Origin of the sequence: Neisseria sp. HMSC03D10 (assembly GCF_001807625.1) — a bacterium.
Classification (GTDB): Bacteria; Pseudomonadota; Gammaproteobacteria; order Burkholderiales; family Neisseriaceae; genus Neisseria; species Neisseria mucosa.
Genome location: NZ_KV789524.1, coordinates 1 through 22,513 on the forward strand (window position 1 = coordinate 1; position 22,513 = coordinate 22,513).

The window sequence follows — 22,513 nt, forward strand, 5'->3', positions numbered from 1 at the left end:
CTGTCCTATTTTGATTTTAATTGACTATATTATTTGGAAAAAAAATTTTATGTGGGGAAGGCTGTGGGGCAGGGGGATGTTTGGGACGAAGAGGGGAGGAATATCGGATACCTGTCGGATGATTTGGTTTACAAAGGTTTATGACGAGCGCGGAAAGGCCGGATTAATACTGGAAGTGGACGGATGAAAACAATTTCCTTTGACGAAAGTCAAAAGATTGGGATGACATGAAGGGATGAATAAAAAAGGTTTTCAGAGGTCGTCTGAAAACCTTTTTTCTTGTCTATCGCCCCTTAAAACTTAAAGTTCACGCCGCCGGTGAAGCTGCGTCCCATTTGCGGGGTGTCGGACAGGAAGCTGCTGTGGGCGTAAACGGATTGGTTGAACAAGTTGTCTGCTTTGACATACCAATTCCACTCGCCGTAACCGGTACGGCGGCGGTAGTTTGCGCCGAGGTTGAGCATATGGTGTCCGGGCGTGCGCGTTTCGTAGCGGGCGAGTTTGTTTTGGGCAAACACGCGGTAGTAGTCGAGATGGGCATCGATGCGGTCGGTCAGCGCGGCATTCAGGTGGAAGCCAAGCCGTGCGGCGGGAACGCGCGGGGCGTTTTGGTCGGCTTGGGTAATGAGTGGGCGGCTGCCGTAAGCGTCTTCCCTGCCGGGCAGCGACGGAAGGTTTTTCAGACGACCTCTGACGTAGTCGCCGGAAAGTCCGATGCGGTAACGCGACGTGGGTTTGAAGAAGATTTCGCCTTCCGCGCCGTAGAAGTCTGCGCCGGATTGGTTGTAGCGCACGAGCTTCATTTCGCTGTCGTCTTCGATGGATTTGGGGCCGCGTCCGTCGTTGAGGGTTTGGGCGTAGATATAGTTGCCGAAGCGGTTGCGATAGAGTGCCAGATTGTATTGCCAGCGGTCGCCTTCGTAGCCCAGCGCGAGTTCGATGTTGTTGGAACGCTCTTTGTTCAGGTGTTTGTTGCCGACTTCAAAGGTGTTGGTGGCGACGTGTTTGCCGTGTGCGTACAGCTCTTGCGTTGACGGCAGGCGCTCCTGATGGGAAGCGGTCAGGCTGAGTTTGTGGTAAGGCGAGAAATACCAGTTGCCGGAAAGCGCGAACGAGCGGGCGGTTTGGCGGTGCGCACCGAGGTCGGGCAGGGGTTGGTTGTAGTAGTTTTCCCGATCAATCAATGCCTTGTCGTACTGGATGGCGGCTTTTTGTTTTTCCACGCGCACGCCGCCTTCAAGCGAGAAGTTGTCCCAATTTGCCTGTTCTACGCCGAAAAAGCTGTAATGATGCACATCGTTGTCGATCAACATCGGCTGTTGGACGGTTTCGGGAATGGCGGAAAGCGCGCTGGATTTTTGAGTCAGGTATTGCACGCCCCAACTGCCTTTCAGACGACCTATGGGCAGGTGGCGCAATTCGATGCGGGCATTTTGCGTTTTGTTTTTGAAGAAGTTTTCCACTGAATCGCCCGCTTTTTCGTCGTGGCGGTAGTCATTGCGGTTCAGGTGTACGCGCAGGGCTTCAAAACCGGGGAGCGGCTGCCTCCATTCGGCGCGGATTTCGTAGCGTTTGTTGCGCAGGTCTATCCACGGTCTGCCGTTGTGGGCATGCGCGTGTGCATTATCGTCGTCATGGAAGCCGCAGCTTAAGCCCGGATTGTCGTAATCGACGTCTTCTTCGGTCAACAGGTGCGGATAAAGCTGCAAATAGCGTTTGTTAATCAAGCTCTTCTGCCAGATGATGTCGGCGTGGCAGTCGTCGTAGAGATGGCTGTGGGCAGGCAGGCCGTAGCGGTCGCGACGGTCGCTGTACGCCGCGCCGATAAAGCCTTTCTCGCCCACCCAAGACAGCCCGATGCTGCCTGTTTGCGAATCGGCATGGCTGTCGGGCAAGCGTTTCAGACGACCCTCTTCTTTGTGGTAACGCGGTACGGCGTAGTCGCCCGACTTGCGGTACAGCCCTTCCGTGTGCAACACGAAGTTTTTGCCCAGTCCGACATTGATGCCGCCTGACGTGAGTTTTTCCAGATTGCCGCTACTCAAGCGCAGCCCCAGTTCGCCCGATACGCCGTTTTCAGGCATTTTTTCGGGGATTTTTCCGTCGGCAACATCCACCAGCCCCGCCACATTGCCCGAGCTGTACAACAGCGTTACCGGCCCGCGCAGGATTTCGACTTGTTGCGACAAGGCGGTGTCCACCATCAGGGCATGGTCGGGCGAGAAATCCGCCATGTCGCCCGTTTCGCCGTGATGGTTCAACACTTTAATCCGCCTGCCCGTCTGCCCGCGTATCACAGGCGCGGACGCGCCGCCGCCGTATTGCGAAGCATGGACGCCCGGCACGCCGTTGAGCGCGTCGCCGAGATTGACGGCTTTTTGCCGCAAAGTATCGCCGGCAATGATTTTGTCGGAGGCAGTCGAAGTCTGCAGCAGCCCCGAAGTGGCGCGCGGATGGCTTTTACCGACGACGTTGACCGTTTCCAAGTCCACCGTCTGCTCGGTTTCATGCGCTTGGGCGAGAATGGGGGAACTGATTAAAAGAATAGATAAAACAATAGGTTTAAGCGTGGCTTGTGTCATTTTAGGTTTCCCGTCATATTTCAAATAAATTGTTATTATATAACATCACATCATTAATATGACAAGAATTCAAGGAACAAACCGCATTTGGTGCGGCAAAACAGCCAAACCAAAACCCATACAAACAGCGAAAACCAAAGGTCGTCTGAAACCCAATATCTTGAAAATGATGAAAAAGACGGAAACAGCGGCAGCGCGTCATCCCCCCGTTTGCTTGGAACGAATCATGTTGCTTAAACAGCAAAAAAGGTCGTCTGAAAACGCAATATGGTTTTCAGACGACCTTGTCGGTTTGATGACTACTATTTGGCAGCTTGGGCGGCGGCGGTCTCGGCAATCAGGTCAAGGAAGACCAACGGCTCTTTGCCGGTGTTTTTCAGCGCATGGGACTGACCGGGGCGGGCGATGGTGATGTCGCCGGCGCCGACTTGGGTTTGTTTACCCGTGCTGTCGGTAAACACGCCTTTGCCCGATACGATGATGTAAACGTCTTCGTTGTCGGTGTGTTTGTGTTCGCCGATGGATGCGCCCGGCGGCAGGGTCAGCCAGCCGATTTCCCTAAACGCGTCTTGGGCGTCGGTCTGGTGGCGATTGAAGGCGAAACGTCCGAGCAGCGGGCCTTTGCCTCCGGCTGCGTTTTCGCGGTTCCACTCCGCCAAATCGGCTTTTTTGTACACTTGGACGCTGCGGTCGGTAGGTTTGGCCTGTTCCGCGGCGTGAACGTTGACGGTCGTACCGAGCAGAAAGGCGACGGACAATGCGGCAAATAGCGGTTTCATCATGGTTCTCCGTTTGTTTTTTTGGGGCAGATAAAGCGCAGGCTGCATTCAGGCAGTTTTCGTATCAATATTGACGACAAGTAAGATTGCATAGCATCATTTCCCAGCTTTTCAGCACAGGATTTTCCTTATTACCCAACACCGTTAAGAGACAAAAACATGACCGAAACACAAAAAATCTATACTGCATGGACACAGATGTGGAATGGCAATCTCGACATTGCCGATGAACTGCTGTCAAACAACTTCAAAGCACATCTGACCGCTGATTCCACTCCACCACCCGCGCCCGTAACTGACATAGCCAGTGCAAAGGCTTGGATAGCTACCATTCGTGCTAAAGCAGATTTGCATTATGAAATCGTACTCGGTCCGTTCCACGACGGCGACACAATTTCTGCATATTGGCGTGTAACCGCTACGCTCGGTAACCAAACTGCCGTCAAAGTCGGTACGGATTTTCTGAAAATCAAAGACGGTAAGATTACCGACTGCTGGACGATGAACAACAACGCTGCATAATGGGGTTACCAAATCCGATATGTTTTCGAACAGCCTGCATTAGTTGATGCGTTCCGTTTTCAGACGACCTGCGGGGTCGGTTGCTTTGCCCCGCAGGCGTCAAGGCTTATTTCACGTTGCGCAGATAGTTCAGCAACAGGGGAACGGGGCGGCCGGTCGCGCCTTTTTCGCTGCCGGATTTCCATGCTGTACCCGCGATATCGAGGTGCGCCCACGGGTAGTCTTCGGTGAAATAAGACAGGAAGGTGGCGGCGGTAATCGTGCCTGCGCCGGGCGTGCCGATGTTGGGGATGTCGGCGAAGTTGGATTTGAGCTGGTCTTTGTAGGTTTCAAAGAGCGGCAGTTGCCATGCTTTGTCGTCCACGTTGCGGGAAGCGGCGAGCAGGCTGTCGACCAAATCCTGATTGTTGCCCATCACGCCGCTGACGTCATGACCCAAGGCGATGATGCACGCGCCGGTCAGGGTGGCGACGTCGATGACGGCTTTGGGCTTGAACTGCTCTGCGTAAGTGAGCGCGTCGCACAAAATCAGACGGCCTTCGGCATCGGTGTTCAACACTTCAATCGTTAAGCCTTTCATGCTTTTCACGACGTCGCCCGGTTTGTTTGCCGCGCCGGAAGGCATGTTTTCGCAGGTGGCGACGACGGCGACGAGGTTGATCGGCAGTTGCAGTTTGACGGCGGCGCAGAAGGTGCTGATGACGGTTGCCGCGCCGCACATGTCAAACTTCATCTCGTCCATGTTCAAACCGGGTTTGAGGGAGATGCCGCCGGTGTCGAAGGTGATGCCTTTGCCGACCAGGACGACGGGGGCGGCTTCTTTGTTCGCCGCGCCGAAGTAGCTCAATTCAATCAGATAGGGGTCTTCCACGCTGCCTTTGGCAACCGACCAGAACGAACCCATGTTTTCTTTGATGTAGTCTTTTTCGATGATTTTGGCGTGTGCGCCCAGTTTTTCGGCTTCGGCTTTGGCGGTGCGCGCTAAAAATTCGGGTGTGCATTCGTTGGGCGCGGCGTTGCCCAAGTCGCGGCAGAGGCTTTGTCCGTAAACCTGCGCTTCGGCGACGCGCAGGGCTTCTTTGACGGCGGCTTCGTGTGCGGTGTGGAACACGGCTTGTGCGAATTTGGCGGGCTTGGCTTCTTTTTTGTAGCGGTCGAAACGGTAGGCGGCGTTGCCGAACGCGATGGCAAAGGCTTCGGCAACGGCGGCGGCTTGTGCTTCATCGAAGGCATGGATGTCCGCATTGACCGTTTCCTGATTTTGCGCCCATTTGGCGGCTTCGGCGGCAGCTTTGTTCAGCGCGGCGCGGTCGGTTTTTTCGAGGCGGACGACGGCGACTGCCTGCAAACCGTTGTCCGTCGGGATTTTGGTGTCGGCGAAATTTTGACCTTCTTCAAGCGAAGACAAAAGGGCAAGGGCGGTCGGGTGGTTTAATTGCGCGGTTTCGGTGCAGACAAATAACTGCGCGCCTGCCTGTTGCGGCTGCAAGGTTCCGGCTTTTGTGCTAAATTCCACGTTTATTCTCCTGATTGAGATGGTTTCGGGTAGTTTCAGACGACCCTTTGCATCAAGGGGTCGTCTGAAAACGGTTGGAAAGATTGTACTCCATTTGAGAGGTCGTCTGAAACCTTGCGCAGACAATCCGCCTGCGCCGAACCGCTACCGCTCCTAGCCGCGATTCTATGATTTATCAAAGAAACTTCATCAAAGAACTCTCTTTTACCGCCATCGGCATTTTCGTCGTCCTCTTGGCAGTGTTGGTCTCCACTCAGGCAATCAACCTGCTCGGCCGTGCCGCCGACGGGCGCGTCGCCATCGATGCCGTGTTGGCATTGGTCGGTTTCTGGGTTATCGGCATGACGCCGCTTTTGCTGGTTTTGACTGCGTTCATCAGCACGCTGACCGTGTTGACCCGCTACTGGCGCGACAGCGAAATGTCGGTCTGGCTCTCCTGCGGATTGGCGTTGAAACAGTGGATACGCCCCGTCATGCAGTTTGCCGTACCGTTTGCCCTGCTGATTGCCGTCATGCAGCTTTGGGTCATGCCGTGGGCGGAACTGCGCAGCCGTGAATACGCCGAAATCCTCAAGCAGAAACAAGAATTGTCCATGGTGGAAGCAGGCGAGTTCAACAGCCTGGGCAAGCGCAACGGCAGGGTTTACTTCGTCGAAACCTTCGACACCGAATCGGGCATCATGAAAAACCTGTTCCTGCGCGAACAGGATAAAAACGGCAACGACAACATTATCTTCGCCAAAGAAGGCAATTTCTCGCTGAACGACAACAAGCGCACGCTCGACCTGCGCAACGGCTACCGTTACAGCGGCACGCCCGGCAAAGCCGACTACAACCGCGTTTCCTTCCAAAACCTCAGCCTGATTATCAGCACCACGCCCAAACTCATCGACCCCGTTTCCCACCGCCGCACCATCCCGACATCGCAGCTCATCGGCAGCAGCAACCCGCAACATCAGGCGGAATTGATGTGGCGCATCTCGCTGACCGTCAGCGTCCTCCTGCTCTGCCTGCTTGCCGTGCCGCTTTCCTATTTCAACCCGCGCAGCGGCCACACCTACAACATCCTCGTCGCCATCGGGCTTTTCCTGATTTACCAAAACGGACTGACCTTCCTGCGCAATGCCGTGGAGGATGGCAAAATCCATTTCTGGCTCGGACTGCTGCCCATGCACATCATCATGTTCGCCATCGCCGTCGTACTCCTGCGCGTACGCAGTATGCCCAGCCAGCCCTTCTGGCGGGCGGTTGGCAAAAGTCTGACATTGAAAGGCGGAAAATGAACCTGATTTCACGTTACATCATCCGCCAAATGGCGGTTATGGCGGTTTACGCCCTCTTGGCCTTCCTCGCCCTGTACAGCTTTTTCGAGATCATCAACGAAGTCGGCGACTTGGGCAAAGGCAGCTATAACGGCGCAACCATGGCGCAATACGTCCTCATGCAGATGCCCGCGCGCGCCTACGAACTCATGCCCCTCGCCGTCCTCATCGGCGGACTCGTCTCCCTCAGCCAGCTTGCTGCCGGCAGCGAACTGACCGTCATCAAAGCAAGCGGCATGAGCACCAAAAAGCTGCTGCTGATCCTGTCGCAGTTCGGACTGATTTTCGCCATCGCCACCGCCGCGCTCGGCGAATGGATTGCCCCCACCCTCAGCCAAAAAGCCGAAAACATCAAATCCGCCGCCATCAACGGCAAAATCAGCACCGGCAATACCGGGCTTTGGCTCAAAGAAAAAAACAGCATCATCAACGTGCGCGAAATGCTGCCCGACCATACCCTGCTGGGCATTAAAATTTGGGTGCGCAACGACAAAAACGAGCTGACGCAGGCAACGGAAGCCGAATCCGCCGTTTTAAACAACGACGGCAGTTGGCAGTTGAAAAACATCCGCCGCAGCACGCTTAGCGAAGACAAAGTCGAAGTCTCGACTGCCGCCGAAGAAAACTGGCCGATCGCCGTCAAACGCAACCTGATGGACGTATTGCTTGTCAAACCCGACCAAATGTCGGTCGGCGAACTGACCACCTACATCAGCCACCTCGAAAACAACAACCAAAACACCCAAATCTACGCCATCGCCTGGTGGCGCAAATTGGTTTACCCCGTCGCCGCATGGGTCATGGCGCTCGTCGCCTTCGCCTTCACACCGCAAACCACCCGCCACGGCAATATGGGCTTGAAGCTCTTCGGCGGCATCTGCCTCGGCTTGCTGTTCCACTTCGCCGGACGGCTCTTCGGCTTTACCAGCCAACTCTACGGCGTCCCACCCTTCCTCGCCGGCGCATTGCCCACCATAGCCTTCGCCCTGCTCGCGGTGTGGCTGATACGCAGGCAGGAGAGAAGATAAAAAGATGGATTCGGAGAAAACGTCGTCTGAAAACGGTTTTGCGAAATACGCTATGCCTGTTTTCAGACGACGTTTTGTTTGGTTTGAGTTTGGGTAGGGCGGGGTAGTGGAGGGTGCGGTTTATTTGGATGGTTATAAGCCAATCCGCTGTAAAAGTCGTCTGAAACCAATTCGTCGTTCAGGAGATTTGCTCGCCAAATTGTTGAAACAAAGAAAACGAGGTCGTCTGAACGCTGTTTCAGACGACCTTTTGTTTTTTTGTATTTATTGTTATCCGGCGGTGTTGCCGTTTTCCAAAACATCCAAGATGTTTTTCAGATTGGCGGAATCGAGCTGGCCGGGGGCGGAGGCGGTGCCTGCCGTGCCGAATGTGATGGCGGAGCCGAAGGTCGAGCCTGTGATGCGGCTGACGAGTCCGAGCTTGCCCATGGAGATGGTAACAATCGGGCGGTTTGCGGTTTGACGGGCTTCCCAAGTGGCGTCCAAAAGCGTCAGGACATCGGCGGGGCTTTGGGGCATCACGGCAATTTTGCAGATGTCCGCGCCTGCCTCTTCCATTTTTTTCAGACGACCTGTGATGTCCGATTTGGCGGGTGTTTGATGGAAATCGTGGTTGCTCATCAGTACAGCGGTGTCGTTCGCTTTGGCGGCGGCAACCGCTTGGCGGACTTCGCTCTCGCCGGCGGAAAGTTCGATGTCGATGATGTCGATGATGCCTGAAGCGGCGGCTTTATCGAGCAACTCGAAATAATACGCTTTGCTGCAAGGGTATTCGCCGCCTTCCTCTGCTCGTCTGAAGGTGAACAGCAGCGGGGTTTCGGGAAAGGCGCGGCGTACGGCTTCGGCTTGGGCGAGCAGGTACTCGGGGTTGCCCGCTTGGTCGAAATAGTCGGCTCTGAACTCGATAATATCGAAACAGGCGTGTTCGAGGTTTTTCAGGGTAGCGGATAAGGCTGCTTCGTCTCGGGCAACCAAGGGAACGGCGATTTTCGGCTGTCCGCTGCCGAGCGTGAGATGGCGGATGGTCAGGGTTTTCATGGTTTTTCTGCTGTATTGGTGCGGTGGCTGTCGAGCAGCGGATCGGGGAACGGTGTCCAAACAACGCCGTTGATGCCGCTTTCGGTCAGGCGGCGGTTGAGCCAGCTGTTGCACGTATTGAAAAGATGGTAGCGTCCTTCTGCCTCGTAGAATGCGTCGTCAGCGCTGTAATGTGCACCGGCGACGGGGATGGCTTTGCCCGCTTTCACCTTGAAATGGCGCATCAGGTTGGCACTCAGGCGGCGGTATTGTTCGCGGCTGACGGTGAATTTGACGGTATTTTCGCCTTCTCTCGGCGGCTCGCGGTAGTAGATAGCGTGAATCAGCGTGCTGTTGACCCCGCTTAACGCCTGTACTGCCGTAGAGGCGGTCAAATCCGACCACTGCGGCGTTTTCAAATAGAAATTGCGCTCGCCCCAGCCTATGCCGACGTAGCGGATGGGCGCATCGCCTTGCCCTGCGGGGCTGTCGGCTGGGTTGATGATACTGGTCCAGTCGAAAAGGTCGTCTGAAAGCGGCATGATGATGTCGGCGTGTACGCCGTTGCTGTGCAGGTAAAGGGTTACGTCGCCGTCAGAGGCTTCAGTGCTGTCCTGCGGAATCTTACCAAGTATGTAGGCGGCGGCAAAGTAAAGGATGGCGGCGATGATAAATGCCAACAGGGCTTTCAGGAGGATTTTGAATATTTTTTTCATTGACGTGACGGCGTCGATAAAGATGCGGCATCATATCACGATAACGGCATGTTTTAGGCATTTCAGACGACCTTAACGCTTTAACTACAAAGGAGGTCGTCTGAAAATCAACAAAAAGATATTTTTAGTTTCCCATCAATCCGTTTTCGTAAAAAACCGCGCCCGATTGTTAACATTATATTTACACTACACCCGATTACAAATATACTCATTGCCATGCCGCACGGCTTTGTTTGCTTGAAATCCAAAGCCTACGAACAACCCGCTGCGGGAAACAAGAAAAACCGATTCAGTGAAATCAATAAAAAAGCAATGTCAGGCGATGAGCCTATGCTTCAGCGGTTTTAGCGATTTCACGTTATGTTTCAGAGGAATACTCCATGGACTTACATGCAAAGGACAAAACCCAGCATCCTGAGAATGTCGAGCTGCTCAGTGCGCAAAAGCCGATCACCGACTTTAAAGGCCTGCTGACCACCATCATTTCCGCCGTCGTCTGTTTCGGCATTTACAGCATCCTGCCCTACGGCACCGATGCCAACAAAGGCATTGCGCTGTTGATTTTCGTTGCCGCGCTTTGGTTCACCGAAGCCGTCCACATCACGGTAACCGCATTGATGGTGCCGATTCTCGCCGTCGTACTCGGCTTCCCCGATATGGACATCAAAAAAGCGATGGCGGGCTTTGCCGATCCGACGATTTACATCTTCTTCGGCGGCTTCGCGCTTGCCACCGCCCTGCACATGCAGCGCCTCGACCGCAAAATCGCCGTCAACCTCTTGCGCCTGTCGCGCGGCAATATGAAAGTCGCCGTGTTGATGCTGTTTGCCGTTACCGCCTTCCTGTCCATGTGGATCAGCAACACCGCCACCGCCGCCATGATGCTTCCTTTGGCAATGGGTATGATGAGCCACCTCGACCAAGAAAGAGAACGTAAAACCTACGTCTTCGTCCTGCTCGGCATCGCCTACTGCGCCAGCATCGGCGGTTTGGGTACCGTAGTCGGTTCGCCGCCGAACATGATTGCCGCCAAAGCCCTGAATCTGGACTTCGTCGGCTGGATGAAACTCGGTCTGCCGATGATGCTGTTGATTCTGCCCTTGATGCTGTTTTCCATGTACGTCATCCTCAAGCCCAATCTGAACGAGCGCGTCGAAGTCAAAGCCGAGTCTATCCCGTGGACGCTGCACCGTGTAATCGCGCTGTTGATTTTCTTGGCTGCTGCCGTCGCTTGGGTATTCAGCTCCAAAATCAAAGAAGCGTTCGGCATTTCCAACCCCGACACCGTCATCGCCCTGATTGCCGCTGTCGCCGTCGTCGTATTCGGTGTGGCGCAATGGAAAGAAGTCGCCCGCAATACCGACTGGGGCGTATTGATGCTCTTCGGCGGCGGTATCAGCTTGAGCGCGCTGCTGCAATCTTCCGGCGCATCCGAAGCATTGGGTCAGCAGGTGGCCACCACTTTCACCGCCGCGCATCCGCTGCTGGTGATTTTCGTAGTCGCCACCTTCATCATCTTCCTGACCGAGTTCACCAGTAACACCGCTTCTGCCGCGCTGCTCGTGCCGATTTTCGCCAGCATCGCCACACAAATGGGGCTGCCCGAACAAGTCTTGGTATTCGTCATCGGCATCGGCGCATCTTGCGCGTTCATGCTGCCGGTTGCCACGCCGCCTAACGCGATTGTGTTCGGTACGGGGTTAATCAAGCAACGCGAAATGATGAACGTCGGCTTGCTGCTGAACGTCCTCTGTATCGTATTGGTTGCACTGTGGGCTTATTTCATTCTGATGTAAACCCGTAAAACCCTAGCCAAGGTCGTCTGAAAGAATATTTTTCAGACGACCTTGAAGTTTTTCCGCCCAGCACCATTTGTAAAAAGATTCTTAACGAAAGGAAACCCATGATTATCCTGCACACCAACAAAGGCGACATCAAAATCGAACTCGATTTCGACAAAGCCCCCGTTACCGCCAAAAATTTCGAACAATACGTCAAAGACGGCTTCTACGACGGCGTAATCTTCCATCGCGTCATCAAAGGCTTCATGATTCAAGGCGGCGGCATGGACGAAAACATGAACGAAAAAGAAACGCGCGATCCGATTCAAAACGAAGCGTCCAACGGCCTGCCCAACGAGAAATACACCATCGCCATGGCGCGCACCTCCGACCCGCATTCCGCCAGCGCGCAATTCTTCATCAACACCGCCGACAACGCCTTCCTGAACTTCCGTTCCAAAGAGCTGTACGGCAAAACCGTCGTCCAAGACTGGGGCTACGCCGTATTCGGCAAAGTCGTCGATGGTTTTGATGTAGTCGATGCCATCGAAGGCGTCGCCACCAAACGCCACGGCTACCACGACGACGTACCGACCGAACCTGTCGTCATCACCAAAGCCGAAGTGGTATAAATTTGACGCGTTACATCCCATGACGCAAAAGCAGCCTGAAACGGGCTGCTTTTTTTGCGGATAAGGCATATCGACGGCTTCTTTGGTTTTTGACGAATCAGTTGCCATCAACCGTCAGCAATCAATCAAACAAATCTGTTGCATTGGCAGCGTAGCGTGGGCTTGACGCAAGGAAAATATGTAGGACGAAACTGGGCAGGGCGGTATGCCTGACTGTTTTTTGTAATCCGCAACGAAACAGCAGAAAACCTGTGTTTGGGTTTCGGCTGTTGGGGATGAAAAGGGCTATTTGCAAAGTTCTCGATAACAACAAAAGGTCGTCTGAAAACAGGTTTTCAGACGACCTTTTCGTTTTTTACCTCTCAACAATGGTTTGTATTGGAATGGGGGAATAGTTAAGTAGGATGAGTGAGGAGATTTTGCAAAGGGCTCCTCATGTTAATTCTAGGAGGCAGCTCATTTTAAATAGCACTTTTTATCATTTATAAAAACAAAAGGCATCAATCCGATGCCTTTTTAATTCATTAACTTGAAAAATTAACGTTCACTTCAACGTTTATTCGATTCACGAATCACTTCTTTGGCTTACTTCAAAAATGCCGCATGATATGCAATATGATCACCAATAAAACTGGCGATGAAGTAATAGCTATGATCATAGCCTTTATGGAAGCGCACGTTGATCGGCTGATTTGCCGCACGACAGGTTTCGATAAAATCTTCGGTACGCAATTGTGTTGGTAAAAACTCATCTTCCAAGCCCTGATCAATGCGCATACCTTGCACTTTATAGCCTTGTTGAATGAGCGAGCCGGCATCATATTGTTGCCATTTTTCACGATCTTTTCCTAAATAGGCAGAAAAGGCTTTTTCTCCCCAAGGCACAAGGCTTGGCGACAAAATGGGCGAAAAGGCAGAGACACTTTGATAACGTTCTCGGTTTCGCAGTGCCAATACCAATGCGCCGTGTCCGCCCATTGAATGCCCCATAATGGAACGTTTGCCGTTGGTAGGAAATTTTTCCTCAATCAGACGGGGCAACTCGTTCAAAATATAATCATACATTTGATAATTCGTCGCCCAAGGCTGTTCGGTCGCATTCAGATAGAAGCCTGCACCTTGCCCTAAATCATAAGCCGCATCGTTCGGCACTTGCTCTCCGCGAGGGCTGGTATCGGGGGCAACCACAATCACTTGATGTTCTGCCGCATAGCGCTGAAAGCCTGATTTGGTAATGAAATTTTGTTCAGTACAGGTTAAGCCGGAAAGCCAATAAATCACACCAAGTGGTCGATTCTCCTGATTATCCGGCAAATAGACGGCAAATTTCATTTCGCATTGAAGCGTTTGGGCATGATGTGCCCAAACTTGTTGCAAACCGCCAAAAATTTGATGTTGTTCAATCAGTTTCATCACGGGCCTTAGTAATGAATAACAGAGCGGATCGATTTACCTTCGTGCATTAACTCAAAGGCTTCATTGATTTGATCAAGTGTCATTGTGTGAGTCACAAACGGTTCTAACTGGATATCACCTTTCATTGAATCTTCCACCATTTTCGGAAGTTCAGAGCGGCCTTTCACACCACCAAATGCCGTGCCTTTCCAAACACGACCGGTTACCAACTGGAACGGACGCGTTGAAATTTCTTGTCCTGCACCTGCTACGCCGATGATAATGGATTGTCCCCAACCACGGTGTGCACTTTCTAATGCTTGACGCATTACGTTTACATTGCCGATACATTCAAAGGTATGGTCAATGCCCCATTTATTGATGTCTAACAACACATCTTTGATTGGTTTATCGTAATCGTTCGGGTTTAAGCAGTCAGTCGCACCAAACTGTTTTGCCAACTCGAATTTTGCGGAATTGGTATCAATGGCGATAATGCGCCCCGCTTTGGCTTGACGCGCACCTTGCACCACAGCCAAACCAATCGCCCCCAAGCCAAACACGGCCACAGAGTCGCCTTCTTGCACTTTTGCCGTGTTATGTACCGCACCAATACCTGTGGTAACACCGCAGCCGAGCAAACATACTTGTTCGTGGTTGGCTTCCGGGTTGATTTTCGCCAGTGAAACTTCGGCAACAACAGAATATTCACTGAAAGTCGAACAGCCCATATAGTGATAGATCGGCTGACCTTGATAAGAAAAACGCGTCGTGCCGTCCGGCATTAAGCCTTTACCTTGCGTATCACGCACTGAGACGCATAAGTTGGTTTTACCTGAACGACAAAACTCACATTCTCCACATTCAGCGGTGTAAAGAGGAATGACGTGATCACCTGGTTTTACGCTTAACACACCTTCGCCCACAGCAACGACTACACCTGCACCTTCGTGTCCAAGCACCACAGGGAATACGCCTTCAGGATCGTTCCCTGATAATGTAAATGCATCAGTATGGCACACGCCAGTGTGGGTATTGCGGATTAACACCTCGCCTTTACGCGGCATTTCTACATCGATTTCCACAATTTGTAAGGGTTGATTTGGCGCGAATGCTACCGCCGCACGCGATTTGATGGTTGAATTGGTTTGTTTAATTTCCATTATTTTTGCCTTTTAATTCATTAATAAAGTTACTAAATGACACCAGTTTATACTTTGGACTCCAGTCTGAAGCAAGCGTTTTTTGCAATTTTGCTTCGGCAGTAGCATGATTGACTGAAGATGTAAAATACAATTGGCATTTTATTGAAGTGCCATCAAATATCATTTTTATTTTAAATTAATAAACAAAACAATAATATAAATTATTATATCTTTCTCATCATTTCATTCGCCGATCAAATCCTCGTTGAGATGTACAAGAAAAAAATTCTTTAATGTCATATAGATAGAATTATTTATATTCCCGGCTACTTGATCTCAAGGAGAGCCATCATGGCCAATACATTGCACTCTTTATCCCGTAGTGCAGCAAACAATAAATCAGACGTCCTTAAAGGAACGCCCCATGATGACGTTTTACATGGCAGTCTCGGACATACCACATTCTACGGCGGCTTGGGCGACGATATTTATTACAGTAAGAACGCGGGCGACACCATTGTTGAATATGCAAATGAAGGCAACGACACGGTTTACGCCGATACAACCTTTACCTTACCGACCCACGTCGAAAACCTGACATTGGAAGGCAACGGCAACACCTTCGGATTTGGCAACAACTCTAACAATATTCTGATAGGCAACAGCGGCAACAACCGCTTGAGTGGTGAAGAAGGCAACGATTTCCTGTACGGCATGGGCGGCCACGACACCCTGTCAGGTGGCAATGGAAATGATCACCTCAACGGAGGAGACGGAGATGACTATCTTGCAGGCGGCTTGGGTAGCGACACCATCATAACAGGTGCAGGCAGAGACACTGTCGCCTTTACTGCAGCAGATATTCGTGAAGGCAGCATAGATCGTTTGCTCGACTTTAACCCTGAGACGGATAAATTCGACCTATCTGGTATGCGTTCATTGCTGACTGGCAGCAACGCCAATTTGAGCTGGTCAAAGATGTTCGTTGACAAAGACCCTGAGGTCATTCTCCAAAAAGACCATCCTTATCTCATCTTTGATACAGAGCAGCAGACTCTTGCTTATCGTGCAGCAGGTTCAAGCAGTAGCACCGTATTTGCCAAATTCGATAGCGACGATCCATCAAAATGGTTGGATGCATCCAATATCATCGGCTAAAGACCCGTGAAAAAGAACCGACAGTTTGAAATGAATCTGCTTTTTAAACTCCAAAGCAAAGATTTAAAATAAACATTATTTGAAATAAATCGTCAGTTCATTCTAAGCTGATTCAATAAAAACGTCGTCTAAAAACGTAGTTACAGGTTTCAGACGACGTTTCTGTTTCTAAGATTGCGCTTTCTGAAAAATCTGGCAAAGGTCTCAAACTGCTTAAACTTTATACGTCATACGTTCCCATTACGCTTGCGCTGTCCAAGATATGTCCTCGCATGGCGAAGTGCAGGTCGTTGAAGCGGAAGCCGCGCGGTAGGTTTAATACGGTGTCGAGTGCGTAAACGATGAGTTCGTAGCGGTGGCGGCAGTTGGGCGGATACATGCCGCCGTAGCCTGTGGCTTCTTCGATGTCCAACTTGCCCAACAGGCTTGCCCAACTGTTTGCGCCTTGCGTGTAGTCGGTGGCGGTCAGACTTTCGTTTTCGGCGACGGAGGTGCGTTTGAGGTCGGCAATCAGCCAGTGTGTCCACACAAATCCGCTGGCGGTGATGGCGTCTTTGTCTTCCAGAACGACGGCGAAGGATTTCGTGCCTTCGGGCGCGCCGCTGATTTCAAAAGGGATGGAGTAAGTCGGCATATCGTTCGGACTGAACTGACTGCCGCGTTTGCCGTATTTGTCTTCAAATTCGCCGTTGACAATGGCTGAAGTCGTTACCTGCATAGTGTTCTCCTGTGGGGTTGGGAAAGGGGTCGTCTGAAAAAGGAAGGCTTGTTCAGACGGTGGGTGGATTGTCCGGTTTGCTATGGCTGCCGTTTTCAGACGACCTGTTTTTATACCTGCCAGTCTATCGGCGTTATGCCTTTTTCCTGCAAATAAGCATTGGCTCGGGAAAAGTGTTTGCAGCCGAAGAAACCGCGATAGGCGGACAGCGGCGAGGGGTGCGGCGCGCTGAGGACGAGATGGCGGCTGCGGTCGATAAACGCGCCTTTTTTCTGCGCGTGGCTGCCCCAAAGCATGAAGACGACGTGTTCGCGGTTTTGGTTGATTTGGTTGACCACTTCGTCAGTAAAGCGCTCCCAACCCAATGTGGCATGGGAATGCGCCTGTCCCGCGCGGACGGTCAGTACGGTATTGAGCAGTAAAACGCCCTGCTCCGCCCAATGTTGCAGATAGCCGTGTTGCGGGATACGGAAGCCTTCGATGTCGTCCGCCAGCTCTTTGTAAATATTGACCAGCGAGGGCGGGACAGCGACGCCTTCGCGGACGGAAAACGCCAGCCCGTGCGCCTGTCCTGCACCGTGATACGGGTCTTGCCCCAAAATCACAACTTTGACGTTACCGAATTCGGTTGCTTTAAAGGCGTTGAACACGTCTTCGGCAGGCGGATAGATAATCCGCCCCATGCCGCGCTCTTTTTTGACGGTTTCGATGATGTGTTGGAAATAGGGTTCGGACTTTTCCGAGCCGATTGCTTCGTGCCAAGTTTGCATGAGGCTGCCTTTGTGAAAGGGAATAGTGGGCATTATAGTGCGGTTGTTTGTAAAAAGGTCGTCTGAAAACCCTGTTTCAGGTTTTCAGACGACCTTTCGTCTTTATTTTTCGTTTTGTTTGTACCAGTTGATGAATTCGTCTGGTTTGACGAAGCCGAGCAAGGGGTCGCTGCGTCTGCCGTCGGCGTGGATGGCGAAAATGCCCGGCGGGCCGTAGATTCCGTATTCTTTGTAGAGTGCCTGATGTTCGGGCGTGTTGGCGGTTACGTCGATTTGGAAGAAGCGTTCCATATCGACGGCTTCATGCACTTGCGGCTGGTTGAGCGTGTAGTTTGCCATTTCTTTGCAGGAAATACACCAGTCGGCGTAGAAATCCAAAACGACGGGTTTGTCGGGGTTGGCTTTCAATGCGGCGTCCATGGCAGCTTTGAGTTCGGCGACGTCAGTGAACATTTTGCCGTGGTCGGTCGTTTTGCCTGCTTCGGACGGGGGAGACAATGTCAGGAAGTGGTGCAGGGCGGTGGTTTGTTTGTTTGCGCTTTGCCAGCCGAACCATGCGCCGCCGATAATGAGCAGGAAGCCTAAAACGGAGGCTGCGGTTTTCAGACGACCTTTTTGTTTGCCGGATTTAACCAGCAACATGACGGCAGGGACGATCATGAGCAGGGTGTAAAGCGCGACAACGAGGTAGTAGGGCAGATGCGGTGTGGCGAGGTAAACGGCAACGGCAAGCAGGATGAAGCCGAAGGCGTATTTGATGCCGTTCATCCAGTCGCCTGCTTTGGGCAGGACGTGGCCGCCGAATGTGCCGATGAGGATCAGCGGAACGCCGGTGCCGAGTGCCAAGACATACAACGCCAGCCCGCCCAAAACGGCATCACCGGTTTGTCCGATATAGCCCAAGGCGAATCCGAGCGGCGGGGCGACGCAGGGGCCGACAATCAGCGCGGAGAGTATGCCCATGACGAAGACGGAGAAGATTTTTCCGCCGGAGAGTTTGCTGCTTTGGTTTTGGAAATAGGATTGGACGGCGTTGGGCAGTTGGATGTTGAAGAGTCCGAACATGGAAAGCGCGAGGACGACCATCAGGCCTGCGGCGGCAAGGACGACCCATGCCTGTTGCAGCCATACGGTTAAGAGTGCGCCTGTCAGGCCTGCGATGACGCCGACCAGCGTGTAGGTCAGTGCCAAACCTTGCACATACGCTACGGACAGCGCAAAGGCGCGGCCTTTGCCGGCGGTTTTATCGCCGACGATGATGCTGGAGACTATCGGTAAAAGCGGATACATACAGGCGGTAAAGCTCAGGAATACCCCTGCGGTAAAAAACGCCAACAGGTTGGCGTTTAATGTGTCCCACGATAATTTGAAGCGACTGTTGTCATCGTTTTGCGAGGCTTTAGGCGCGGCGGCGGGGGATGGTTTGGCGGAATCGGGTTGCAGGAAGCGGTCTTTGGCGGATATGGGTTCGTCGCTTTGCGGCTGGTACAGGCCGTTGCCATTAATCTCGAAAGAAGTGTCCACAGGCGGGTAACATACGCCGGCTTCGGCACAACCTTGATAAGTCAGCGTCAGCTTGTAGGTCGGCGCGGCTTTTTTGTAAGGCCAGTTGACCTGAGCGGCGCGGTGGAACACGGTTTGTTTGCCGAAAAACTCATCTTCTTTGGCTTCGCCTTTGCTGAAAACGGGTTCGCCCAATAGGCCTTCAGACGCGGTGGCGGCGACGATTTTCGATTGGTACATATAGTAGCCGTCGGCGATTTTGAATTCGACGTTGATGCCTTTGTCGGTAACGTTCACTTGCGGCACAAACGCTTTTTCAGGCGGCAGCAAATCGTCGGCGTTCACAGCGAACGCGCTGGAACACAGGGCAAAAAAGGCGGTAAAGAAGTAAAGGAGTTTTTTCATGGCGTCTTCTCGGTGGAAGGGTTGAACAGGCGCATTATAAACGCAGCAGCCGTTTATAGGCCTTAATTTATATTAAAAGCAGCGATTGTTTTTTATCGTCGCGAGGGGGGGATTATCGGACTACTTGATAGATGATGCCCGTCGGATTGTCTCTTTTTCATAGCCGATTGGAACGGGAAAGGTCGTCTGAAAACGGATAGGGTAAATTCTGCTAAACCATTTTCAGACGACCTTTCATGTTTTACCGCTTGAGTACCGGTATCTTGAGCCGTTTAATTGATTTCAGGCTGCGGGACTTTGTGCTGAACGGCGTAAACGGCGGCTTGGACGCGGCTACTGAGGTCAAGTTTTCGCAGCAGGTTTTGAACGTGAACCTTGACGGTGGATTCTGCCAATTCCAAATGACGGGCGATGACTTTGTTACTGTGTCCGGCGGCGAGGTAGCCTAAGATTTCGAGTTCGCGCGGGGTGAGGGTAGAGAGTGCCTGATCGGTACGCGGTGCGGACGGGGAAATCAGGGATTGGACGAGGCGGGTGGTCATTTCGGGCGAGAAGACGTTGTCGCCGTCCACGGCTTTGCGGATGCTGTCGAGCAGGAAGTCGGCGTTGATGTTTTTCAGCAAAAAGCCGCGTGCGCCGATGCGCATGCATTCGGTCAGGTCGTCGCTGTCTTCGGAAACGGTCAGCATGATGACGGTTTGGTTCGGGTTGACGCCCAAGATTTGTGCCAGTGCTTCGCGACCATTCATGACGGGCATGTCAAGGTCGAGTAAGACGACGTCGGGTTTGAGCTGTTCCGCCATTTTGACGCCGGACAAACCGTCGGCGGCTTCTCCGATGACTTCGAAGTCGCTTTGACGGGAGAGCAGGGCTTTGATGCCGCTGCGGAAGAGTGTGTGGTCGTCGATCAGGATAATTTTAATGGTCATGAGAATGTTCTCTTGTGTTTGGGTAGGGTTAGGGTAACGGTTGTGCCTTCATCCGGTTTGGAGCTGACTTCTAATTCTGCGTGGATACGTTGGGCGCGTTCGCGCATGATGCCCATGCCGACATGTTCGCCGGAAAGCGTGTCCAGGTGGGCGGGATCGAAACCTACGCCGTCATCGCGGATGATCAGCGTGAAGTCCTGACGGTTGTCAATGCTGACGGTAACGTTGCGTGCCAAGGCGTGTTTGCGGATGTTGGACAGGCTCTCTTGGAGGATGAAGATAATCTGTAACTGCTCGTCGTTGTTCAATGCCGCGCCTTCATCCCTCCATTCGGTACTGACGTTGATTTTGGTCTGTCTTTCAAATCGGGTAAGCAGGGCAGAAACGGCTTCAGGGAAGTCTTTGTTACTGATTTTGGTGCGGAAGTTCAGCAGTAGTTCGCGCACGTCTTCATAACATTCCTGCACGCCGTCTTTGATGAAGCGGATATTCTCTTCGGCTTGTTCTTTTTGGTTTGAATAGAATGCGCTTTCCAGCATTTGGACTTGGAGGTTTAGGAAAGTCAATGCTTGTGCGATGCTGTCGTGCAGGCCTTGGGCAATCAGGTTGCGCTCCTGTAAAACGGCAAGCAGGCGGCGTTCTTGCTCGAGGCGGCTGTTGACGATGGAAACGCCTAATTGTCCGCTTAATGTACGCAGCAGTTCGTTGTCGTTGTTATCTGGTTTAAGGTCGTCTGAAAAATACAGGTTTAAAACACCCAGTTCTTCTTCTTGATAGCTGATGGGGAAAACGGCGTGTTTGAGTGCCGTTTTATCCGGGGCAGTATCTGGCTCATCCGAATCATCAGGCAGCCCGATGGACGCCACTATGTCCGTGCGTTTGCGTTCGTTATCCCAAAGGCGGATGCTGCCCGCTTCTGCGGAGACGGCAGGCAGGGTGCGCTTGAGAAATTCTTCCGCCGCCTGTTGGGGGGTGAAAGTTTGATGCAAATCGCGGGTGGTTTGATAGAGCAGCGTCAGATCACGGTTTTGTCGCGCCAGGTCTTGAGTTTGACGTGCCACTTGCCCCTCTAAATCGGTATAAAGCGTCTTTAGCCGGCTGCTCATTTGGTTGAAGCCTTTATTGACTTGGGCAAACTCGCTTATCTGGTCTGTGTCGATCTGAACGCCGAACCTGCCTTGGCTGATGGTCTTTACACCGTCCCTCAGTGTTTCCAAAGGCCGGATAATCCATGCATAGTGCCAGATAATCATCAGTCCCGCCGCCGCAAAAATCATCCCCATCATAATCATTTGAAAGCGGCGCAACCATAGTGTGTTTTTCTCATTGGCGTGTTCCATCGCCTGTAAAAACAGTTCGATATTGGCTGCAAAACGGTAGAGCTTGATTTGGTCGGGGCGTTCGTAACGGCGCAGGACGGGTTGTATGTTGGCTTTCCAGTCTTCAATCAGCGCGGTCTGTATCAGGTCGTAGGCGGGCGGTGTTTCAGAGGGCATCAGCGGGTGTATGGCGTTACTCTGGCTGATGCGGTTGAGGTTTTGTTCGAATTCGCGGATTTGATTGTTGATTTGCGCCTTGGGTGCGCGTTCGCCGACCATGTAGGCAAGGCGGTAAACCTGCGTCCGCAAGTTGCCTGCATCTTCGATAACGGTGGCGGCATTTTGCAGCCTCCAAGAGAGTACCAAAGTCAGGATGACGGACAAAAGGGCGGAGCCGACCCATAATATGGTCAGCAGCTTCAAGCGCGAAGACAGGCTTAGGCGGTTTAAAAAACGGAATGTGAAAGACATAGAAGGTATATGCCGTTGGAAGTTTTCGGTCGGTTACTGTGTAAACATATCATTCATTCGGCTTAGAGGCAATCGGACCGACGAGATGGTTGCCATGAAATAGAGATGACACTGTTTCAATGTAAAATCATGTTATGATAAAATTCAAATTATATGAATTTTATCATAAGCCCGCTCACTCGGATGAAGACTTTCAGACGACATCGGGTAACCAAACCGCTTCACAAAGGATAAATATGAAAATATTTGCGTTGATATCGGCAGGGGGACAGTCAGACGGCGGAGATAAAGGCCTGTTGCTCTGGCAAGGAAAAACGTTGATTGATTGTGTTATCGAAAGGATTAGGCCGCAAGTTGACCATATTGCCATCAGTGCCAACCGTAATTTGGAAAGTTATGCTGTCAGAAGCCCGCACCTGCTGCCGGATGCAAGGCAATGGCGGTATTTGGGCGGATTGGCTGCATTGTGTACCGCTGCCAATGATTTGCAGATTGCCTCTGCCGACTGGCTTTTGGTTGTGCCGTGCGATATGCCTAATTTGCCGGATGATTTGGTAGAAAGGTTTCAGGCAGTTTCTAAAAAAACACCTTTGTGCAATGCCTTTTATATCGAAACACCTGTAACGCCGCATTACAACGTGATGTTCATCCGCCCGCAAATTTTACAAAGTACCGTACCTTATTTGAATTCAGGATTAAGGACGGTGAGGGGGTGGTTGCAGCAACAGCGTGCCCGTGTCTTACAATTTGACCATGATGATTGTTTTATCCGTTACGGAAAATCAAACATTGCCTGAGCCGAAAA

General features: G+C 52.1%; 21 protein-coding genes. 9 read left to right on the forward strand and 12 right to left on the reverse strand.

Going from position 1 to position 22,513, the window contains the following annotated elements:
- Positions 1 to 187, forward strand: a 187-nt coding sequence (locus HMPREF3066_RS13305; protein ID WP_210385693.1) for a hypothetical protein, incomplete at its 5' end; no start/stop codon positions are given.
- 106 nt (positions 188 to 293) lie between these two features.
- Here the strand turns inward: HMPREF3066_RS13305 and znuD are convergent.
- Both znuD and HMPREF3066_RS04695 read right to left on the reverse strand, forming a co-directional pair.
- A complete protein-coding gene (znuD, locus tag HMPREF3066_RS04690; protein WP_070440734.1) occupies positions 294 to 2,582 on the reverse strand; it encodes a TonB-dependent zinc receptor ZnuD in 2,289 nt (762 codons plus the stop codon).
- A 302-nt stretch (positions 2,583 to 2,884) separates the two neighbouring features.
- Entirely contained in the window at positions 2,885 to 3,361 is a 477-nt protein-coding gene (locus HMPREF3066_RS04695; RefSeq protein WP_070440820.1) for a cupin domain-containing protein, read from the reverse strand.
- Positions 3,362 to 3,520: 159 nt separating this feature from the next.
- On the opposite strand from HMPREF3066_RS04695, the gene HMPREF3066_RS04700 reads away from it, so the two are divergent.
- On the forward strand, positions 3,521 to 3,883 hold the full coding sequence (locus HMPREF3066_RS04700) for an ester cyclase (protein WP_070440737.1): 363 nt from the start codon (positions 3,521 to 3,523) through the stop codon (positions 3,881 to 3,883).
- Between the two features lie 106 nt (positions 3,884 to 3,989).
- Here HMPREF3066_RS04700 and HMPREF3066_RS04705 read toward each other — a convergent pair whose 3' ends face one another.
- Complete coding sequence (locus HMPREF3066_RS04705; RefSeq protein ID WP_070440740.1) at positions 3,990 to 5,399, reverse strand: leucyl aminopeptidase; 1,410 nt, start codon at positions 5,397 to 5,399, stop codon at positions 3,990 to 3,992.
- Here HMPREF3066_RS04705 and HMPREF3066_RS13100 point away from each other — a divergent pair.
- From HMPREF3066_RS13100 to lptG, 3 genes are read left to right on the forward strand one after another with little or no spacing between them, the layout of a single operon-like run.
- Complete coding sequence (locus HMPREF3066_RS13100) at positions 5,386 to 5,556, forward strand: hypothetical protein (protein ID WP_159070296.1); 171 nt, start codon at positions 5,386 to 5,388, stop codon at positions 5,554 to 5,556. The genes HMPREF3066_RS04705 and HMPREF3066_RS13100 overlap by 14 nt on opposite strands.
- 10 nt (positions 5,557 to 5,566) lie before the next feature.
- Positions 5,567 to 6,682, forward strand: a complete 1,116-nt coding sequence (lptF, locus tag HMPREF3066_RS04710; RefSeq protein WP_070440743.1) for an LPS export ABC transporter permease LptF — start codon at positions 5,567 to 5,569, stop codon at positions 6,680 to 6,682.
- On the forward strand, positions 6,679 to 7,749 hold the full coding sequence (gene lptG / locus HMPREF3066_RS04715; protein WP_060974753.1) for an LPS export ABC transporter permease LptG: 1,071 nt from the start codon (positions 6,679 to 6,681) through the stop codon (positions 7,747 to 7,749). Before lptF ends, lptG begins: the two co-directional genes overlap by 4 nt.
- A gap of 270 nt (positions 7,750 to 8,019) precedes the next feature.
- On the opposite strand, the gene aroD is transcribed toward lptG, so the two are convergent.
- Both aroD and HMPREF3066_RS04725 read right to left on the reverse strand, forming a co-directional pair.
- A complete protein-coding gene (gene aroD, locus HMPREF3066_RS04720; RefSeq protein ID WP_070440746.1) occupies positions 8,020 to 8,787 on the reverse strand; it encodes a type I 3-dehydroquinate dehydratase in 768 nt (255 codons plus the stop codon).
- A complete protein-coding gene (locus tag HMPREF3066_RS04725; protein ID WP_070440749.1) occupies positions 8,784 to 9,482 on the reverse strand; it encodes a TIGR02117 family protein in 699 nt (232 codons plus the stop codon). The genes aroD and HMPREF3066_RS04725 overlap by 4 nt, the downstream gene beginning before the upstream one ends.
- A 380-nt stretch (positions 9,483 to 9,862) precedes the next feature.
- Here HMPREF3066_RS04725 and HMPREF3066_RS04730 point away from each other — a divergent pair, with 380 nt between their 5' ends.
- Positions 9,863 to 11,278: an SLC13 family permease gene (locus HMPREF3066_RS04730; RefSeq protein WP_070440752.1), complete on the forward strand. Its 1,416-nt coding sequence runs from the start codon at positions 9,863 to 9,865 to the stop codon at positions 11,276 to 11,278.
- 107 nt (positions 11,279 to 11,385) lie between these two features.
- A complete protein-coding gene (locus tag HMPREF3066_RS04735; protein ID WP_009311530.1) occupies positions 11,386 to 11,895 on the forward strand; it encodes a peptidylprolyl isomerase in 510 nt (169 codons plus the stop codon).
- 585 nt (positions 11,896 to 12,480) lie between these two features.
- On the opposite strand, the gene fghA is transcribed toward HMPREF3066_RS04735, so the two are convergent.
- Positions 12,481 to 13,308 carry an S-formylglutathione hydrolase gene (gene fghA / locus HMPREF3066_RS04740; protein WP_070440755.1) on the reverse strand — a complete coding sequence of 276 codons (828 nt, stop codon included), beginning with the start codon at positions 13,306 to 13,308 and terminating at the stop codon, positions 12,481 to 12,483.
- An 8-nt stretch (positions 13,309 to 13,316) separates the two neighbouring features.
- The gene (locus tag HMPREF3066_RS04745) at positions 13,317 to 14,453 is read right to left on the reverse strand and encodes an S-(hydroxymethyl)glutathione dehydrogenase/class III alcohol dehydrogenase (RefSeq protein ID WP_039407286.1); all 1,137 of its coding nucleotides are present in this window, start codon (positions 14,451 to 14,453) and stop codon (positions 13,317 to 13,319) included.
- A gap of 333 nt (positions 14,454 to 14,786) precedes the next feature.
- Between HMPREF3066_RS04745 and HMPREF3066_RS04750 the strand changes: the two genes are divergently transcribed.
- Positions 14,787 to 15,593, forward strand: coding sequence for a calcium-binding protein (locus HMPREF3066_RS04750; protein WP_070440758.1), 807 nt, complete (start codon positions 14,787 to 14,789; stop codon positions 15,591 to 15,593).
- 220 nt (positions 15,594 to 15,813) lie between these two features.
- Here the strand turns inward: HMPREF3066_RS04750 and HMPREF3066_RS04755 are convergent, their stop codons facing one another.
- The 5 genes from HMPREF3066_RS04755 to HMPREF3066_RS04775 all read right to left on the reverse strand — a co-directional run bounded on the left by HMPREF3066_RS04755 (position 15,814) and on the right by HMPREF3066_RS04775 (position 21,708).
- Positions 15,814 to 16,311 carry a YbhB/YbcL family Raf kinase inhibitor-like protein gene (locus tag HMPREF3066_RS04755; RefSeq protein ID WP_070440761.1) on the reverse strand — a complete coding sequence of 166 codons (498 nt, stop codon included), beginning with the start codon at positions 16,309 to 16,311 and terminating at the stop codon, positions 15,814 to 15,816.
- Positions 16,312 to 16,421: 110 nt separating this feature from the next.
- The gene (gene ung, locus HMPREF3066_RS04760) at positions 16,422 to 17,081 is read right to left on the reverse strand and encodes a uracil-DNA glycosylase (RefSeq protein WP_070440764.1); all 660 of its coding nucleotides are present in this window, start codon (positions 17,079 to 17,081) and stop codon (positions 16,422 to 16,424) included.
- A gap of 102 nt (positions 17,082 to 17,183) precedes the next feature.
- Positions 17,184 to 18,989: a protein-disulfide reductase DsbD gene (gene dsbD / locus HMPREF3066_RS04765; protein ID WP_070440767.1), complete on the reverse strand. Its 1,806-nt coding sequence runs from the start codon at positions 18,987 to 18,989 to the stop codon at positions 17,184 to 17,186.
- Positions 18,990 to 19,261: 272 nt separating this feature from the next.
- Positions 19,262 to 19,918: a response regulator gene (locus tag HMPREF3066_RS04770; protein WP_003743074.1), complete on the reverse strand. Its 657-nt coding sequence runs from the start codon at positions 19,916 to 19,918 to the stop codon at positions 19,262 to 19,264.
- Positions 19,915 to 21,708, reverse strand: coding sequence for a histidine kinase (locus HMPREF3066_RS04775; protein WP_039407301.1), 1,794 nt, complete (start codon positions 21,706 to 21,708; stop codon positions 19,915 to 19,917). Before HMPREF3066_RS04775 ends, HMPREF3066_RS04770 begins: the two co-directional genes overlap by 4 nt.
- 236 nt (positions 21,709 to 21,944) lie before the next feature.
- Here HMPREF3066_RS04775 and HMPREF3066_RS04780 point away from each other — a divergent pair, with 236 nt between their 5' ends.
- Positions 21,945 to 22,505, forward strand: a complete 561-nt coding sequence (locus HMPREF3066_RS04780; protein WP_070440770.1) for a molybdenum cofactor guanylyltransferase — start codon at positions 21,945 to 21,947, stop codon at positions 22,503 to 22,505.
- The last annotated feature ends 8 nt before the right edge of the window (positions 22,506 to 22,513 follow it).